This is a genomic window from Mycolicibacter sp. MU0083, assembly GCF_963378075.1.
GTDB lineage: Bacteria > Actinomycetota > Actinomycetes > Mycobacteriales > Mycobacteriaceae > Mycobacterium > Mycobacterium kokjensenii.
In genome coordinates, this window is sequence record NZ_OY726394.1 from 1,636,937 (window position 1) to 1,654,335 (window position 17,399).

The 17,399-nt window shown below is 70.3% G+C and carries 17 protein-coding genes; 7 read left to right on the forward strand and 10 right to left on the reverse strand.

Annotated elements, in window-relative coordinates; translation table 11 throughout:
• Nucleotides 1-43: 43 nt before the first annotated feature.
• Nucleotides 44-514 carry an RDD family protein gene (locus tag RCP38_RS07565; RefSeq protein WP_308476490.1) on the forward strand — a complete coding sequence of 157 codons (471 nt, stop codon included), beginning with the start codon at nt 44-46 and terminating at the stop codon, nt 512-514.
• Between the two features lie 94 nt (nt 515-608).
• Here RCP38_RS07565 and RCP38_RS07570 read toward each other — a convergent pair whose 3' ends face one another.
• From RCP38_RS07570 to sucB, 5 genes are read right to left on the reverse strand one after another with little or no spacing between them, the layout of a single operon-like run.
• Nucleotides 609-1,361, reverse strand: a complete 753-nt coding sequence (locus RCP38_RS07570) for a DUF4191 domain-containing protein (RefSeq protein WP_308476491.1) — start codon at nt 1,359-1,361, stop codon at nt 609-611.
• Between the two features lie 43 nt (nt 1,362-1,404).
• Nucleotides 1,405-2,370, reverse strand: coding sequence for a lipoyl synthase (gene lipA / locus RCP38_RS07575; protein ID WP_308476492.1), 966 nt, complete (start codon nt 2,368-2,370; stop codon nt 1,405-1,407).
• A complete protein-coding gene (lipB, locus tag RCP38_RS07580; protein ID WP_308476493.1) occupies nt 2,367-3,062 on the reverse strand; it encodes a lipoyl(octanoyl) transferase LipB in 696 nt (231 codons plus the stop codon). The genes lipA and lipB overlap by 4 nt, the downstream gene beginning before the upstream one ends.
• Before the next feature lie 27 nt (nt 3,063-3,089).
• A complete protein-coding gene (locus tag RCP38_RS07585; RefSeq protein ID WP_308476494.1) occupies nt 3,090-4,001 on the reverse strand; it encodes a TIGR01777 family oxidoreductase in 912 nt (303 codons plus the stop codon).
• Between the two features lie 41 nt (nt 4,002-4,042).
• Nucleotides 4,043-5,776, reverse strand: coding sequence for a 2-oxoglutarate dehydrogenase, E2 component, dihydrolipoamide succinyltransferase (gene sucB, locus RCP38_RS07590; RefSeq protein ID WP_308476495.1), 1,734 nt, complete (start codon nt 5,774-5,776; stop codon nt 4,043-4,045).
• Nucleotides 5,777-5,949: 173 nt separating this feature from the next.
• Between sucB and RCP38_RS07595 the strand changes: the two genes are divergently transcribed.
• Nucleotides 5,950-6,834: a hypothetical protein gene (locus RCP38_RS07595; RefSeq protein WP_308476496.1), complete on the forward strand. Its 885-nt coding sequence runs from the start codon at nt 5,950-5,952 to the stop codon at nt 6,832-6,834.
• A gap of 31 nt (nt 6,835-6,865) precedes the next feature.
• Here the strand turns inward: RCP38_RS07595 and RCP38_RS07600 are convergent, their stop codons facing one another.
• Together RCP38_RS07600 and RCP38_RS07605 are read right to left on the reverse strand one after the other, a co-directional pair.
• Nucleotides 6,866-8,410, reverse strand: a complete 1,545-nt coding sequence (locus RCP38_RS07600; RefSeq protein ID WP_308476497.1) for a leucyl aminopeptidase — start codon at nt 8,408-8,410, stop codon at nt 6,866-6,868.
• An 11-nt stretch (nt 8,411-8,421) separates the two neighbouring features.
• Nucleotides 8,422-9,510: an adenylate/guanylate cyclase domain-containing protein gene (locus RCP38_RS07605; protein ID WP_308476498.1), complete on the reverse strand. Its 1,089-nt coding sequence runs from the start codon at nt 9,508-9,510 to the stop codon at nt 8,422-8,424.
• Between the two features lie 32 nt (nt 9,511-9,542).
• On the opposite strand from RCP38_RS07605, the gene gcvT reads away from it, so the two are divergent.
• Entirely contained in the window at nt 9,543-10,637 is a 1,095-nt protein-coding gene (gene gcvT / locus RCP38_RS07610; RefSeq protein ID WP_308476499.1) for a glycine cleavage system aminomethyltransferase GcvT, read from the forward strand.
• 23 nt (nt 10,638-10,660) lie between these two features.
• Complete coding sequence (locus RCP38_RS07615; protein WP_308476500.1) at nt 10,661-11,767, forward strand: branched-chain amino acid aminotransferase; 1,107 nt, start codon at nt 10,661-10,663, stop codon at nt 11,765-11,767.
• Between the two features lie 316 nt (nt 11,768-12,083).
• Here RCP38_RS07615 and RCP38_RS07620 read toward each other — a convergent pair whose 3' ends face one another.
• The 3 genes from RCP38_RS07620 to RCP38_RS07630 are packed head-to-tail and all read right to left on the reverse strand — an operon-like array spanning nt 12,084 to nt 14,602.
• A complete protein-coding gene (locus RCP38_RS07620; protein ID WP_308476501.1) occupies nt 12,084-12,830 on the reverse strand; it encodes an adenosylcobinamide-GDP ribazoletransferase in 747 nt (248 codons plus the stop codon).
• Complete coding sequence (gene cobT / locus RCP38_RS07625) at nt 12,827-13,900, reverse strand: nicotinate-nucleotide--dimethylbenzimidazole phosphoribosyltransferase (RefSeq protein WP_308476502.1); 1,074 nt, start codon at nt 13,898-13,900, stop codon at nt 12,827-12,829. The genes RCP38_RS07620 and cobT overlap by 4 nt, the downstream gene beginning before the upstream one ends.
• A gap of 21 nt (nt 13,901-13,921) precedes the next feature.
• A complete protein-coding gene (locus RCP38_RS07630; protein ID WP_308476503.1) occupies nt 13,922-14,602 on the reverse strand; it encodes a DUF3043 domain-containing protein in 681 nt (226 codons plus the stop codon).
• Between the two features lie 69 nt (nt 14,603-14,671).
• Here RCP38_RS07630 and RCP38_RS07635 point away from each other — a divergent pair, with 69 nt between their 5' ends.
• The 3 genes from RCP38_RS07635 to RCP38_RS07645 all read left to right on the forward strand — a co-directional run bounded on the left by RCP38_RS07635 (nt 14,672) and on the right by RCP38_RS07645 (nt 17,365).
• Nucleotides 14,672-15,790 (forward strand): glycerate kinase family protein, encoded by a 1,119-nt coding sequence (locus RCP38_RS07635; RefSeq protein ID WP_308476504.1) that lies wholly within the window; start codon nt 14,672-14,674, stop codon nt 15,788-15,790.
• Nucleotides 15,791-15,910: 120 nt separating this feature from the next.
• The gene (locus tag RCP38_RS07640) at nt 15,911-16,267 is read left to right on the forward strand and encodes a HesB/IscA family protein (protein WP_308476505.1); all 357 of its coding nucleotides are present in this window, start codon (nt 15,911-15,913) and stop codon (nt 16,265-16,267) included.
• Nucleotides 16,268-16,390: 123 nt separating this feature from the next.
• A complete protein-coding gene (locus RCP38_RS07645) occupies nt 16,391-17,365 on the forward strand; it encodes a carbohydrate kinase family protein (protein WP_308476506.1) in 975 nt (324 codons plus the stop codon).
• Nucleotides 17,366-17,399: the final 34 nt, after the last annotated feature.

The window sequence follows — 17,399 nt, forward strand, 5'->3', positions numbered from 1 at the left end:
GTCGACGCCGGGTCGGATTCGCCGCCCGCTTATCGTAGGGGCCATGAGCCGCATGTTCTCCTCCTGGCTGTCCGGGCCGGAATCGGCAGGAGCCCACCATCCCGATAGCGCACCGGGTGAACGCCTGGGCCTGCCGCCCAGCGGCCCGGGGTCCCTGGCGGGGATGGGGCGCCGCATGGGGGCTCTCGCGCTGGACTGGATGGTGGGTTACGGGCTGGCGGGATTGGGTGTGGCCGCCGGAGTGGTGACCGCGGAATATCTGGCGACCGTGGTGCTGGGGATCTGGCTGGTGCTCGGCGTCGCTGCGGTACGACTGTTCGGCTTCACGCCCGGTCAGTACGCCTTCGGGCTGCGGGTGATCCCGGTGGACGGTCCCGGGCTCGGGGTGGGGCTGGGGCGGGCCGTGCTGCGGGGACTGCTGATCGCGTTGGTGGTGCCGGCGCTGTTCACCGACGCCGATGGCCGTGGCCTACAGGACCGGGCCACCGCCACCGCCGTGGTGCGCAGCCGCTGACCCGACCCGGTCCCCGTTGACTCTGCGTCCAGGGCGGGGAAGTGCGAGTAGGCGCCGCCGTGGATGCAGAGTCAACGGAGACAGGCACGAGCGACTAGCGGCGACGTGCGGCGCGCTGGACGCCGCGGAGCTTCGCGCCGGCGGGCATCGGGCCCTTGGGCATGGCCGCGGGGCCGGTGCGGGAACTCAGCGCGGCCAGCCGCGACTCCAGCGAATCCATCTCCTTCGCCGAGATGTTGGCGGGCAACTTGGTCAGGAAACGCTCGAGCTTGGCCAGCGGGACCTCACCCTCGCCGTTGCCGACCACCACGTCGTAGATCGGCACCTGGCCGACCGCTTTGGCGGTGCGCTTCTTCTCCTGGGCGAGCAACGGCCTGAGCCGGGAGGGGGAGCCCTCGCCGACCAGGATGACCCCCGGCCGGCCGATCACCCGGTGAACGGCATCCAGGTGACCGGTGGCCGAAACACCGGGGGTGACCCGCCACTTGCCGCGCAGGTTCTCCAGCGCCCAGGCCGCCGCACCGGTCTGCCCCTCAGCTTTGCGGTAGACCGACCGCTGGGCGCGCCGGCCGAAGATCACGAACGCCACCAGTGCGCCCAGCAGCACGCCGAGCGGGATCGTCGTCGCCCGCGCGAACGTGTTGCCCTGCAGCGCCACCGCGGTGATCACCCCGGAGACCAGTAGGAAAGCGCCGGCCATGTAGGGCACCAGGCGCTTGTCCTCGGTGCGCTGCATCTGGAAGGCCTGCCACAGCTGGGCACGGCGCTGCTTGCCGGCAGCCTTGCGAGCGGCTTTGGCCGCCTCGCGGGCAGCCTTGTTTTCAGCGGAGTTGCGCGGTCTGGCCATAGCTACCAAGGATACGCAGCCGGGCTTACGCCTTTCCGGGGCGTCAGCTGCCGGCCGGGGTGGCGCACTCGTCGCGCAGCTCCCGGCCCTCGCGGTTCGCTACGGCCTGCTGATACAGCCGGCCGGCCCGATACGACGAGCGCACCAGCGGGCCGGACATCACGCCGGCGAAGCCGAGTTCCTCAGCGTACCGGGCGTGCTCGACGAACTCCTCGGGCTTGACCCAACGGTCGATCGGGTGATGCCGTTCGGTGGGGCGCAGGTACTGGGTGATGGTGACCAGTTCGGCGCCGGCGTTGTAGAGGTCGGCCAGCGCGGTCCGGATCTCCTCGGCCGTCTCACCCATACCCAGGATGAGGTTGCTCTTGGCCACCAGTCCGGCGTCGCGGGCCTGGGTCAGCACGTTGAGGCTGCGCTCGTAGCTGAACCCCGGCCGAATCAGCCGGAAGATACGCGGAACGGTTTCGACGTTGTGTGCCAGCACTTCCGGGCGGGATTCGAACACTTCGCCCAGCAGGTCGGGGCGGCCGTTGAAATCCGGGATCAACAGTTCGACGCCGGTCGACGGGTTCAGTGCCTTGATGGCCCGAACGGTCTCCGCGTAGAGCCATGCGCCCTGGTCGGGCAGGTCGTCGCGGGCGACACCGGTGACCGTCGAATACCGCAGCCCCATGGTGTGCACGCTCTCGGCGACCCGGCGCGGCTCGTCGCGGTCCAGTTCCGGCGGCTTGCCCGACTTGATCAGGCAGAAGGAGCAGTTGCGGGTGCAGACCTCGCCGCCGATCAGGAAGGTCGCCTCGCGATCCTCCCAGCATTCGTAGATGTTCGGGCAGCCCGCCTCTTCGCAGACGGTGTGCAGTTTCTCCTTCTTCACCAAGACCTTCAGGTCGGTGAAGTTCGGCCCCATCCGGGCGCGCGTCTTGATCCACTCGGGTTTGCGTTCGATGGGCGTCTCGGCGTTGCGTGCTTCGGCACGGCGTAATCTACGGCCTTCTCCGACGGCGCTCACGACGTCGATGGTACGCGGGGTGCCGAATGCTCGCGCACCGGCAGCACGCCGTCGAGTGCGTCGACGACGGCCTTGGCCACGGCGTTCCGCACGTCTTCGACACCGGTGTCGAAGCCGAGCTCCGCGGACAGTGACGTCACTCCCGCATCGGTGATGCCGCACGGCACGATCGAGCCGAACGCGTTGAGATCGCAATCACAATTGAGGGCGAATCCGTGCAGGGTGGTGGCGCGCGCCACTCGTACGCCTATCGCGGCGATCTTGCGGTCCGGTCGGCCACCGCCGGCGGGAACCCAGACTCCGGATCTGCCCTCGATCCGAACGGTGTTGAGTCCCAGGGTGTTGCACACCTCGATGAGTGACTCTTCAAGGCGGCGAACGTAATTCACCACGTCCAGGGGTTCGGCCAGGCCGATCACCGGATAGCCCACCAGCTGACCCGGGCCGTGCCAGGTGATCTTCCCGCCGCGGTCGGTGTCGACGACCGGGGTGCCGTCCACCGGGCGTTCCTGAGGTTCGGTGCGGCGCCCGGCGGTGTAGACCGGCGGATGCTCCAACAGCAGCAGTGTGTCGGGGCCGCCGGCCGCCCGGTCTTCGGCGAGGTCGCGTTGCAGTTGCCAGGCGGCGGAGTAGTCGACGGTGCCGAGTTGGCGCACGTCGATCGGTGCGGCGCTGGACCGGATGGACCCCATGGTCGCAGGCTACCCGTCGAGCCGCGGTTACAACGGGGTCGGGCGGGCGGTGGCGTAGGCCAGGGCCTCGCCGATCGTGTTGTGTTGAAACCGGAAGCCGGAGCGTTCCAGCACCGTCGGGATGGCGCGTTGACCGGTGAGCAGTCCTTCGTCGGCGAATTCACCGACGACGGCCCGTGCGGCGAACCCGGGCAGGATCAGCGGCGCCGGACGGTTGAGGGCACGCCCGAGCGCGGCGGTGAACTCGGCGTTGGTGACCGGCGCGGGTCCGCTGAGGTTGACCGGACCGCGGATCGTGGGCTCGGTCATGGCGAACCGCAGCGCGCGGACCTCGTCTTCCAGGCTGATCCACGGCATGTACTGGCGGCCGCTGCCCAGTCGGCTGCCCAGCCCGAACGAGAACAGCGGGCGCAGCCGGCTCATCAGCCCGCCGGAGCGGGCCAGCACCAGACCGGTACGGGCCAGCACCACCCGGGTGCCCGCGGCGCGGGCGGGTGCGGTGGCGGCCTCCCAGTCCCCGACCAGCCGCGCCAGAAAGCCCAGGCCGGGCGGCGCGGTCTCATCGACCGGGCGGTTGCCGGTGTCGCCGTAGATCCCGACCGCGCTGGCGTTGACCAGTACCGGCACGCCGGCCTCGCCGGTTGCGGTGGCCAGCACCTCGGTCGGGGTGATCCGGCTGTCGCGCAGATGCTGCTTGAACGACCCCGACCACCGGCGGTCACCGATCCCGACGCCGCACAGGTTGACCACGGCGTCCACTCCGACCAGAGCCGCCACGTCGATCTCGCCGGCGTCGGGATCCCACTGCAGCTCACCGGGCTGGGCCGCGGGGCGACGCACGATGCGCAGGACGCGACCGCCGTCGGCGCGCAGTGCCGACACCAGTGCCGAGCCGACCAGCCCGGATGATCCGGCGACTGCGACGGTGGGGTTGTTCATAGCTGAATCCTCGTGCAGCTCTTCACAAATCCCCGGTGGTGTCAGAGCCCCAGGTCGGTCTCGAACGCGCCTTCTTCGAGTCGGTTCTTGATGGTGGTGACGAACCGACCGGCGTCGGCGCCGTCGATCAAACGGTGGTCGTAGGTCAGCGGCAGGTAGCAGACCGACCGCACCCCGATGGACTCGTTGCCGGCCTCGTCGACGATGACCCGCGGGCGTTTGACGATGGCACCGGTACCGAGCATGGCCGCCTGCGGCGGGACCAGGATCGGGGTGTCGGTCAGCGCGCCCTGACTGCCGATGTTGGTGATCGTGAAGGTGCCCCCGGACAGTTCGTCGGGCTTCAGGCCGCCCGAACGCGCGCGGGCGGCGATGTCGGCGATGGCACGCGCAAGTCCGGCCAGGGACAGGTCACCGGCGTTGTGCACGACCGGGGAGAGCAGGCCCTGGTCGGTGTCCACCGCGAAGCCGAGGTGCTCGGCGTCGTAGTAGGTGATCTCGCCGGCGTCCTCGTCGTAGCTGGCGTTGACGTTGGGGTGGGCCTTGAGGGCCTCGATCACCGCACGGGCGATGAACGGAAGGTAGGTCAGGTTGACCCCTTCGCGCTCGGCGAAACCCGCCTTGGCGCGGGCCCGCAGCGCCACGATCCTGGTCATGTCGACTTCGTGGGTCTGGGTGAGCTGCGCGGTGGCCTGCAGGGATTCCCGGGTCTTGCGGGCGGTGATCTGACGGATCCGGCCGGCCTTGGCGGTGGTGCCGCGCAGGTGCGCCAGCGCCGACGCCGGTGCGGGCGTCGCGGTACGCGGCGGTGCAGCGGGTGCTGCCGGTGCCGCCGCTGCGGCGGGGGCCGCCGGGGCCTTCTGCGCCTCGGCGAAGGCCAGCACGTCCTGCTTGCGGATGCGGCCGCCGACCCCGGTTCCGGTGACCTGGTTCAGGTCCACGTTGTTGTCGGCGGCCAGCTTGCGCACCAGTGGGGTCACATAACGGGCCGAATCCGATGCCGGCGCCGCGGGTGCGGGCGGGGCGGCCGGTGCCGGTGCAGGTGCCGGTGCAGCGGGCGCCGGTGCCGCGGCGGCAGGCGGTGCCGGGGCCGGAGGTGCCGGGGTGGGCTCCGGGGTGGCGGGTGCCGGTGCCGGGGCCGCAGCGGGAGCGGCCGCGGACGCCGCCCCGATCCTGGCCAGCTCGCCGCCGACCTCCACGGTGGCGTCCTCACCGGCGGTGATCGACAGCAGGGTGCCCGCCACCGGAGACGGGATCTCGGTGTCGACCTTGTCGGTGGAGACCTCCACCAGGGGCTCGTCGACCTCCACGCTGTCGCCGACCTGCTTGAGCCAGCGGGTCACCGTGCCCTCGGTGACCGATTCACCCAATTCGGGCATCAGCACCGGGGTGCCGGCGTCGGACGGCGCGGCCGCCGGTGCGGCGGGCGCCGCAGCTTCGGGAGCGGGGGCCGGGGGTGCCGCGGGGGCGGCGGGGGCCGCGGGTGCGGGTTCCGCCGCCGGCGGTGCGGCCGCCGGTTCGGGGGCGGGGCTCTCGCCGGCCTCACCGATCAAAGCCAGCTCGCCGCCGACCTCGACGGTGGTGTCCTCGCCCGCGACGATCTTGGTCAGCACACCGGCAACCGGTGACGGGATCTCGGTGTCGACCTTGTCGGTGGAGACTTCCAGCAGGGGCTCGTCGACCTCGACGGTGTCGCCTTCCTGCTTGAGCCAGCGGGTCACCGTTCCCTCGGTAACGCTCTCTCCGAGTGCCGGCATCTGGACTGAGAACGCCATCGCAGTTGACTCCTCGATCGATCGGTGGGCCGCCGTAGATTCGCCTTCCGGCTTACCACAGCGGGTGCATCGAGCGGTGTGCCCGGGCTGACTCCCCAGCCATCCTGTCATTGTCGCGGCTTTGTTTCACATCCAGGGGGTTGCGACTCGGCCGGCGATCTAGCATCCCCGTCATGGGCGCAGAAGATGGCGCAGACAGCTGCGAACTGTGGTCCGGTTTCGACATATCCGGCGTCGCCAGCAACTATCAATCGATCGCAGGCATTCTGGCCGGTTTCACCTTCGCCGCCTTCACCGTCATCCTGGACCGCTGGCATCGGAACAGTGTTGGCGGGGAATCCGTGGACAGACGTGGGCTGGAGTACGAAAAGCTGACCGGAATCGCGTTGATCGCCGCATTCCTGGGCCTGCTGTTCGCCAGCTTCCAATACGGCACCCTGGCCGGCGAACGCGGCTGTGCCCTGATCGGCGGGCGGGCGGCGTCCGAAGGGCTGCTGGGCGATGTCATGTTCGCGGCGGCGATCGGGATTCTGGTCTACGGCCTGGTCCAATTCGCGGCGAGTTCGTCGGCGTCGCTGGCCAAACACATCCGATTCATCGTGGTGGTGCTGGTTCCGCCGATCGTCTTCTCGTTCGCCGAGATCAGGCTGATGGACCTGGCGATCTCGTTGGGCTCGCCCGAAGAGCATCTGCCGCTGCAGCCGATGTGGAACGACGCGAACCGACTCGGGGCGCCGATCGGCTACACGATTCTGGGCGGTTGTGCCCTGCTGTGGTGCATCGGTGCGCGGCGCCGACGCTCGGCGAAGCCACCGGGCCGGCTGGCACGGGCCACCCAGACCATGCTTCCGTACCTGACCATCACCTTTGTGGTCGTCGCCCGTATCCGGTCCGTCGAGGTATTACAGACCATCGACCCGAGCGCACATATCGCTCCCGCGGAAGCGTGGATATGGGTTGCGCTTCTCACCGGTCTGGTGCTGGTGCAGAGTGTTGCGCTGTCCTTCCAGCGAAGCGTCGACACTTTCGAGCCCGATGGCCGCGCGCGATCGACATGATCGGGACGCCAACCACGCTAACGCTTTCCGGCTATCCGTTCGCCGCGATGTCCTCCAAGACCGCGAACATGGTGCGAGTCGGTACCCCGGTGCCGCCCTTGCCGGTGTATCCCCAGGGGGCGCCGCTGTTGTAGGCCGGGCCGGCCACGTCGACGTGCACCCACGACACGCCCTCGGCGACGAACTCGCGCAGATAGACCCCGGCGACCAGCATCCCGGCGAAGCGCTGCCCGCTGACGTTGGCCAGGTCCGCCACCGTCGACTTCAGCTCGTCCTTCAACTCGTCGGGCAGCGGCATGGGCCAGCCGTTCTCGCCGACGGCCTGCGAGATCGCCGCCACCCGGTCCCGGAACTCGTCGGAACCCATGACCCCCGGGATGCGGGCACCCAGCGCGACGGTCTGCGCGCCGGTCAGCGTGGAGGTCTCGATGAGGTAGTCGGGGTCGTCCTCGCAGGCCCGCACGATCGCGTCGGCCAGGATCAGTCGGCCCTCGGCGTCGGTGTTGAGCACCTCCACGGTGGTACCGCCGTACTGGGTGAGCACGTCGCCGGGGCGCTGCGCGGTCGACGACGGCATGTTCTCCGCCATCGGCACGGTCGCGATCACGTCGATCGGCAGTGCGCGGCGGGCGGCCAGCGCCACGGTTGCGATCACCGCGGCCGCCCCGCCCATGTCGGAGGTCATGTGGTGCATCGAGGCGGCCGGCTTGATCGAGATGCCGCCGGTGTCGAACGTGATGCCCTTGCCGACCAGCGCCACCTTCTTCGCGCCCGCCGGGTCGGGGACGAACCGGGAACCGCGGTGGATCAGCCGCACCAGCCGCGGGGGGCGCGAGGAGCCCTGGCCGACCGCGACCACACCGCCGAAGCCGGCCTCGGCGAGCGCCTGCTCGTCGAGCACCTCGACCTCCAGTCCGGCGGCCTCGCCCAGTGCCTTGGCGCGGTCGGCGAACTCCGCCGGGTACAGGTGGCTCGGCGGGGTGTTGACGAAGTCCCGCGCGGTGGCCACCGCGACGGCGATGTCGACGCCGCGGGCCGCATCGGCGCCGGCGTCGGCCGCGGTGGACAACACGGTCAGGCTCTGCAGGCCGGGGTCCTTCGGAGCGGTTTTGTCGGTACGGAACGCGGTGAAGCGGTAGCCGCCCAGCAGCACGCCCTCGACACCGGGGGCCACCACGTCGTCACCCGGCAACCCGCCCAGCGCGCTGATCGCCGCCGTGGTCCCGTTGAGCGAGCGGGCCGCGGTTCCGGCGGCGCGCCGGATCACGTCGGCCGGCCACGATTCGCGGGCCTTGCCCAGTCCGATGGTGAGCACACTGGCCACCGGCAGCGATGCGACGACCAACCGGTGCACCTGGTCACTGCCGCCCTTGGCGCCCAACGCCTGCAGTGCGGCCTCGATCTCGGCGACCGCCTCGGTGGGCAGTGCCGGTTCGGTGGCGGCGACCACGGCGGCGGCTTCGGAGTCCTCGCCGGCGGAGACGACCGGCAGGATCAACACCGTTTCGTCGGTGCCGGTAGGCAGCGAGTCGGCGACGGTGACGGCGGGGGGACGGTATCCGGGTTCGGTGCTCACAAGCACTCACCCTAGCCAGCGGCGCGGCGGTTCATGTCGTATGCCGGGATTGGTACGTCGAATCCTTTGAGTGCCAACGGTTCCAATGAATCGGCCGGCCAATCGGGCAGCTGCGCGCGGACCGCGTCGTCGGCCAGCACCTGCCCTGGCGCTGCGGCATCCACCAGGCGTGCGGCCAGGTTCACCGGTGTCCCGAAGTAGTCGCCGACCATCGTCACCACTTCGCCGTATGCCAGACCGGCCCGCACCTGCAGGCCCGCCTCGCGGGCCTTCGGATGATTGACCAGGTCGATGGCCGCCCTGGTGAGCAGCTGTGGCGTCGAACTCACCCACATCACCGCGTCTCCGATGAACTTGACCACCCGGCCGCCGTCGCAGTGCACCACATCGGAGACGGTGCCGCCGAAGTCGGTGAGCAGGGTGGCCAGCTCGGCGGAACTGAGCACCTGAGTCAGCGCGGTGAAGCCGGTGAGGTCGGCGAACCCGACACCGCAGACCAGGCTGGCCGACGGCCCCCCGGCCAGCCCTTCAAGGAACGTGCGGGCGCTGACCTGGTGGTGGCGGTGGACGGCGTCGATCATCGCGCCGATCCGCGGGATGAACTCCGCGACCGTCCGCCACGCCTGGGCGGTGCGCAGTTCGCTGCGGGTGTGGCCCAACCACATGTCGGGGGAGCTGAGCCGGATCATCGACGACTCGGCCTCGGCGAGCCGGGCCATGGTCGCGCCCAGCACCCGCAGGAAGCCGTCGACGGGCTCGCCGAGGTAGGACCGCATCTCAAGCCAGGTGGCCAGCCCGTCCACGTCGGCCTGGCTCAGCGCGGGTGTGTCCGGGTCGGGCAGGTGCAGCCCGAGCATCCGCCAGGCCTGCTGAACGTCGCCGAGTGGCACCCCCAACGCGTCTGCGGCGCTGCGCAGCGTATAGATCGGCGGCCCGGACTGACCGGCTGCGTCGCCGGCCAGCCCGAACAGTCGGCCCCGCCGCTCGGCATCGGCCATCTCCTCGGCGGTGAAGCCGAGGCCGGCGAGGTATTCGATCAGATCGGCGCGGCCTCGGGCGTCGGATATCCCGGCCTTTTCCAGCGCATCCCAATCGACCATGGGGACAAGTCTGCCCACTAGGCTGGTCTGCCGTGAGCGAACTGCAACACGGACCCCTGGAAAGCCGTCACCGCGAGCTGGGCGCCAGCTTCGCCGAGTTCGGCGGCTGGCTGATGCCGGTCTCCTACGCCGGGACCGTCGCCGAGCACACCGCCACCCGGGAGAGTGTGGGCCTGTTCGACGTCAGCCACCTGGGTAAGGCGACCGTCCGCGGTCCCGGCGCCGCGGAACTGGTCAACTCCACGCTCACCAACGAACTCGGCAGGATCACACCCGGGCAGGCGCAGTACACGCTGTGCTGCAACGAATCCGGCGGTGTGATCGACGACCTGATCGCCTACTACGTCTCCGACGAGGAGATCTTCCTGGTGCCCAACGCCGCCAACACCGCGGCGGTGGTGGCCGCGCTGCAGGCGGTGGCGCCGGCCGGGGTGAGCATCACCGACGAACACCGATCGCGCGCGGTGCTCGCGGTGCAGGGGCCGCGGTCCACCGAGGTGCTGGCCGGGCTGGGTCTGCCCACCGAGATGGACTACATGGCCTTCGCCGACGCCGACTACGCCGGCGTTCCGGTGCGGGTGTGCCGATCCGGCTACACCGGTGAACACGGCTACGAGCTGCTGCCGGCCTGGGACTCCGCCGCCGTGGTGTTCGACGCACTGGTGGCCGCCGTGCAACAGGCCGGGGGAGAGCTGGCCGGTCTGGGCGCCCGCGACACCCTGCGCACCGAGATGGGCTACGCCCTGCACGGCCACGAACTGTCACCGGAGATCTCCCCGCTGCAGGCCCGCGCCGGTTGGGCCATCGGCTGGAAGAAGGAGTCATTCTTCGGCCGCGACGCGCTGCTGGCGGAGAAGGCCGCCGGCCCGTCCCGGCTGCTGCGCGGGCTGCGCGCCACCGGTCGCGGCGTGCTGCGCGCCGACCTGGCGGTGCTCGACGGTGACCGCCGGATCGGGGTCACCACCTCCGGCACGTTCTCGCCGACCCTGAAAGTCGGAATCGCCCTGGCGCTGATCGACGCCGACGCCGGCATCGCCGACGGTGCGCGGGTCACCGTCGACGTACGCGGCCGCGCGGTCGAGTGCGAAGTGGTGACGCCGCCGTTCGTGACGGCAAAAACCCGCTAGCGCACCGCCTATACAATCGCTGCATGACAAGCAGCGTCCTCGATTTCCATGTGTCGGTCACGGCTAACCCGACCCCCGACGAGGTGCGCGAATCCATCCTGGCCGACCCCGGTTTCGGCAAATACCACACCGACCACATGGTCTCGATCGACTACACCGTCGACGCCGGCTGGCACAACGCGCGGGTCATGCCCTACGGCCCCATCGAACTGGACCCGTCGGCGATCGTCCTGCACTACGCGCAGGAGGTGTTCGAAGGGCTCAAGGCCTATCGCTGGACCGACGGGGCGATCGTGTCGTTCCGGCCGGAGGTCAACGCCGCCCGGATGCGCGCATCGGCGCGCCGGCTGGCCATCCCGGAGCTGCCCGACGACCTGTTCATCGAATCGCTGCGGCAACTGATCGCCGTCGACTCGAAGTGGGTGCCCGCGCCCGGCGGTGAGGAGTCGCTGTACCTGCGGCCGTTCATCTTCGCCACCGAGCCGGGCCTGGGGGTGCGCCCGGCCAACGAGTACCGCTGCCTGGTGATGGGCTCGCCGGCCGGCGCGTACTTCAAGGGCGGGATCAAGCCGGTCAGCGTCTGGCTGTCCACCGAATACGTGCGGGCCTGCCCGGGTGGCACCGGCGCCGCCAAGTTCGGGGGCAACTACGCCGCCTCGCTGGTCGCTCAGGCCCAGGCGGCCGAGCAGGGCTGCGACCAGGTGGTCTGGTTGGACGCGCCGGAGCGCCGCTACGTCGAAGAGATGGGCGGAATGAACCTGTTCTTCGTGTTCGGCAGCGGCGGGTCGGCACGGTTGGTGACCCCGGAGCTGTCCGGCTCACTGCTGCCCGGCATCACCCGGGATTCGTTGCTGCAGTTGGCAACCGACGCCGGGTTCGCCGTCGAAGAACGCAAGATCGATGTCGATGAGTGGCAGCAGAAGGCCGATTCGGGCGAGATCACCGAGGTGTTCGCGTGCGGCACCGCAGCCGTCATCACCCCCGTGTCGCAGGTGAAATCCGCCACCGGTGAATTCACCATCGCCGACGGCCGGCCAGGTGAGGTCACCATGGCGCTGCGCGACACCTTGACCGGGATCCAGCGCGGTACCTTCGCCGACACCCACGGCTGGATGGCCCGGCTGGACTGAGCTGGAGGCTCAGCGAACCCGGTTGAGCGGTAGGTCTGTGTCGGCGGGCGTGGACCAGGACTCCGTCGAGCACTCGTCGCAGTCCGGGTAGTCCTCACATTCCACGGTGCTGTCCGTCCGGGCTTTGAGTGATTCCCGACTGCGCTTGCTGTAGCTATGGTGCCGAGCCATCCGTGTGCCCTCCCCGTTGGACCGAATGTTAACGATTGTTTGATTTTTACAAATCAAATTTGGGCATAACACATCGGGTCGGATAAATCTCCGGAACACCGGAATCGGGTTTGGAAATCAGGATTCGGCCGGCCGACGCGAGGTGCTAGCCGGCCATCCCGAACCCGGCGGCCAACACCAGCGCGGCCACCGTCGTCGTCCACTCGACGGCGGCACCCAGTACATCGCCGGTGATCCCGCCGAACCGCCGCACACACCGACGGACCAGCACCGTTGTGCAGCTCAGCGCGACCAGCACCGCCAGCGGACCCTGCCACCACACCGGGCCCGACCACACCGAGGCCAGCCCCAACACCACCACCCACGCCAACGCCACCGGCAGCGGCTGGGTGCCCGCCACCGTGACACCCAGCGTGCTGCCCGCCGCGGCCGGGACCGACCGCCGGCAGGCCAGCACCGCGGCCACCCGGCCCGCGCAGACCGCCACCACGATCTGCCCGGCACCGAGCAGCGGGAACGCCAACGCCTGCAGTCCGATCACCAGGACCACTGCGACCACCCCGAACGGGCCGGTTGATCCCTCGTGCATGATCTGCAGCGCCCGCGGTGCCGGCCGATAACTGCCCAGTCCGTCGGCGGTGTCGGCCACCCCGTCGATGTGCAGCCCCCGGGTCGCGGCCAGCACAGCGGCCACCGCGAGCAGGCCCGCCACCGGGCTGCCCGGCCCGAACGCGATACCCCCGGCCCACACCACGGCGGCCGCCAGCCCGCCCAGCGCGGCTCCGACCACGGGCAGCGCGGTCATCGCACCGCGCCCCGGCGGACCGGCCGCGCCCGCGGGCAGCGGCACCGCCGTGGCGAACCCGACGGCCGCGGCCAGCGACCGGATCACCCGGCCGGCCCGTCGCCCGGCCCGGACACCCCGGCTTCGTCGAAGGTCGACATCGACACCAGGGCCTCGACCGCGGCACGCAGCACCGGCAGCGCCACCGCGGCACCGGTGCCCTCGCCCAGGCGCATCCGCAGGTCCAGGATCGGCGTCAGGTCGAGCGCGCTGCAGGCCAGGGCATGCGCCGGCTCCGGAGATCGGTGCCCGGCCCGCCACCAGGCCCGCGCGCCGGGCGCCAATCGCTCGGCGACCAGGGCCGCGGCCGTGGATGCCAGGCCGTCGAGCAGCAGCGGGGTGCGCCGCACCGCCGCCTGCGCGCAGAAGCCCGCCAGTGCGGCGAAATCGGCACCGCCGCAACAGCGCAACAACGCGACGGGATCCGTGCGATACGGACGCGCCCGGAACAGGGCGTCGCGCACCGCTGCGGTCTTGCGCGCCCACCCCGCGTCGTCGATCCCCGTCCCATAGCCGACCGCGTCGATCGGCTCGGTGCCGGTCAGTGCGGCGATCAATGCCGTTGCGACCGTGGTGTTTCCGATCCCCATGTCGCCGGGGATCAGCAGGTCTGCGCCAGCGTCGACCTCGTCGTCGGCGATGTCGCGACCCGCCTGTAGCGCGGCGACCGTCTCCGCAGGCGTCAGCGCGTCCTCGCGGGAGATGTCACCGCTGCCGCGGCGCACCCGGTAGGCGTGCACGTCTTTCGACACCGCGGGGGAGTCGCTGGCCGGGACATCGACGGCCATATCCACCACCCGGACTCCGGCGCCGGCGATCGTGGCCAGCGCGTTGATCGCCGCGCCGCCGCGATCGATGTTGGTGACCATCTGCGCGGTCACCTCGGGCGGATAGGCCGACACCCGTTCGCGGGTGACGCCGTGATCGCCGGCGAACACCACGATCCGGACCCGCTCGAACTGTCGTGGCGGACACTGCCCCTGGCAGGCGGCCACCCATACCGAGAGATCCTCGAGCAGGCCCAGCGAACCGGTGGGTTTGGTCAGGCGATCCTGCCGGGTCCGGGCCGCGGCGGCCGCCGCCGCATCGGGTGGGCTGACCGGGGGGAAATCCATCACGCGCGGCGTCGCAGGGAGAACTCAGTCGAGGCGTTCGCCGCGGCGTACCTGCGGTCGCGGTGCCCGCATCCGACGCAGCGTCGACGCCCGGCTCGCGGCGTACAGGCCCAACTTCCACCGGGACTCGACGTTGTCGGGGAACTTGGCGTCGACACTGCGCACCGCCTTACGGGCCACCAGCACCCCGTCGACTGCCATCAGCACCATCAACAGCATCATCGCCGGGGAGAAATAGAACTGGGCCTGCGGCGGGACCGCCATCATGATGAACATCAACCCCAGCGCCAACGGCATGAACATGCCGAGCAGGTTGTAGCGGGAGTCGACGACGTCGCGCACGTACCGGCGGACCGGACCGCGGTCACGCTCCAGCAGCGCCGACTCGTCGCCGGCCAACATCCGCTCGCGGTGGTCGGCCATCCGCTCCCGGCGCTGCGCCTTGGCGATCCGGCGCTCCTCCTTGCTCAGCTTCGGACCGGCCAGCGCCTTGCGGCGGGCCCGCGCCTCCGCGGCGGTCATCGGAGCCGGTGCGACCGGGCCCCGACGCTTGCTGCTCGCGTTGCGCTTGGGGGTGGGCCGGCCCTTGGGCGCGGTGCCCCCACTGCGGGTGAACTCCTGCGATTCGGCACCGTCGGGAGAGACGGCGGCAACCACGGACTCAGCGGACTGAGCCTCGTCTTTCCTGCGCCCCGGCATCTTCACGCCCGCCAGATTACTTGCCCGGCGCGCCCGGTCTGCGTCGCCATCCGTGCGGCTCGATACGCTGCAGGTATGGCTGATCACCCGGGTGGCGGCGGTCCGGCCGGCCCCGCGCCACGGGCGCTTCGGGTGCTGATCGCGCCGGATTGCTACGGCGATAGCCTGACCGCGGTGCAGGCGGCCGCGGCCATCGCGACCGGCTGGCATCGCAGCCGCCCCCACGACCGATTGGCCATCGCACCGCAGTCCGACGGCGGACCGGGCTTCGTCGCGGTACTGGCCAGCCAACTGGGGGTCGTACGGCGCGTACAGGTCGGCGGGCCGTTGGACGACCCCGTCGACGCCGAATGGGTCTGGGATGCCCCCGCCGAGACGGCCTACCTCGAATGCGCCCAGGCCTGCGGACTGGCGCTGCTCGGTACGCCGCCGTCGCCGCAGACCGCGCTGGCCGCCCACAGTGCCGGGGTGGGGCAGCTGATCGAGGCGGCGCTGGCGGCCGGTGCGCGGCGAATCGTGGTCGGACTCGGCGGCAGCGCGTGCACCGACGGAGGCCGCGGCATGGTCGACCAATTGGGTGGCCTGGACGCCGGCCGCCGGCGACTCGCCGACGTCGAGCTGATCGCGGCCTGCGACGTGGAATACCCGCTGTTGGGACCGTGGGGTGCGGCGCGGGTGTTCGCGCCGCAGAAGGGCGCCGATCCGGCCACGGTCGCCGTGTTGGACAGTCGCCTGAGCGCGTGGGCGGTCGAATTGGACAGAGCCGCCGGATGGGCGGTCAGTGCCGCATCGGGCGGCGGGGCGGCCGGCGGCATCGCCGCGGCGTTGCTGGCGCTGGGCGGTGCCGTCGAATCCGGGGCGGCGATCGTGGCGCGCCACACCGGCCTGGATGCGGCCCTCGACGACACCGACGTCCTGGTGACCGGCGAGGGATGTTTCGACGAGCAGTCGTTGCACGGGAAGGTCATCGGTTCGCTGGCGGCGGCGGCCCGGGCACGTGAGATCCCGCTACTGGTGCTGGCCGGGCAGATCGGCCTGGACGAACCGGCGCTGCGGTCGGCGGGCGTGGTCGCCGCCAGGTCGATCGCCGACCATGCCGGCTCGGTCGGGTTGGCCCTGATCGACGCCGCCAATCAGCTGATCGGTCTGACCACCGTCACCGCGGCGCAGATCGGCGGGCACCGGCAGGGCTGATCCGGTGCGGCGGGCCGGTGGGGAACCCGTTGACGCAGGGTATCGTTGACGGGTGTGGGTTCGCCCGGCTCCGGGCGGGGCGGGATCCATCCCCATGATCAACCGCATTAGGGAGACGCAATGACTGTTCAGGATCAGTCGACCACCGAGTCTCACGGCGTGGTCTTGACCGATGAAGCCGCGGCCAAGGTGAAGGCGCTGTTGGAACAGGAAGGCCGTGACGATCTGACCCTGCGTATCTCGGTCCAGCCGGGTGGCTGCGCGGGTCTGCGTTACAACCTGTTCTTCGACGACCGCACCCTCGACGGTGACATCGTCGCCGACTTCAACGGTGTGACGCTGACCGTCGACCGGATGAGCGCCCCGTACCTCGACGGTGCGGAGATCGGCTACGCCGACCAGATCGACAAGCAGGGTTTCACCATCGAGAACCCCAACGCCGGCGGCTCATGCTCGTGCGGCGACTCGTTCAACTGATCACCCGATAGCACTGGGCACGCCGGGCGGCTTGCGCTGCCCGGCGTGAGTTCGACGGCACCGGGCAGCTACCGTGGGTACCCACATCCAGGCCCAAGGTGACGATATGAGGGGGATTCTTCAGTGACGATTGCGGTGACCGGTTCGATCGCGACCGACCATTTGATGCGCTTTCCGGGTCGGTTCTCCGAACAACTGCTGGCCGATCACCTGCAGAAGGTTTCGCTGAGCTTCCTGGTCGACGACCTGGTGGTGCACCGCGGCGGCGTGGCCGGCAACATCGCCTTCGCGATCGGTGTGCTCGGTGGTGACGCCGCACTGGTCGGTGCGGCCGGCGCGGACTTCGCCGACTACCGCCAGTGGCTGGAATCGCACGGCGTCAACTGCGACCACGTGCTGACCTCGACGACCGCGCACACCGCCCGGTTCGTCTGCACCACCGACCAGGACATGGCCCAGATCGCGTCGTTCTACCCGGGCGCCATGTCGGAGGCCCGCAACATCTCGCTGGCCAAGCTGATCGAGGCGAACGGCAAGCCGGAACTGGTGATCGTCGGGGCCAACGACCCTGAGGCGATGTTCTTGCACACCGAGGAGTGCCGCAAGCTCGGGCTGGCGTTCGCCGCGGACCCGTCGCAGCAGCTGGCCCGGTTGACCGGCGACGAGGCGCGCAAGCTCATCGACGGCGCCGCCTACCTGTTCACCAACGACTACGAGTGGGACCTGCTGCTGTCCAAGACCGGCTGGACCGAGGCCGACGTCGCCAAGCAGGTCGGACTGCGGGTCACCACCCTCGGCGGCGACGGTGTGGACATCGTCTCCCCGGACGGATCGCGTATTCACGTCGGTGTGGTCCCGGAGAAGTCTCAGACCGACCCGACCGGTGTCGGCGACGCCTTCCGCGCCGGATTCCTCACCGGCCGCAGTGCCGGCCTGAGTCTGGAGCGTTCCGCGCAGCTCGGCTCGCTGGTGGCCGTGCTGGTGCTGGAGTCCACCGGAACCCAGGAGTGGACGTGGGACCGCGAGACCGCGGTGAGCCGTCTGGCGGATGCCTACGGCGACGACGCCGCCGCCGAGATCGGCGCTGCACTCAAGTAAGCAACGTTGACTCTGCGTCCACGGCGCACAAGTG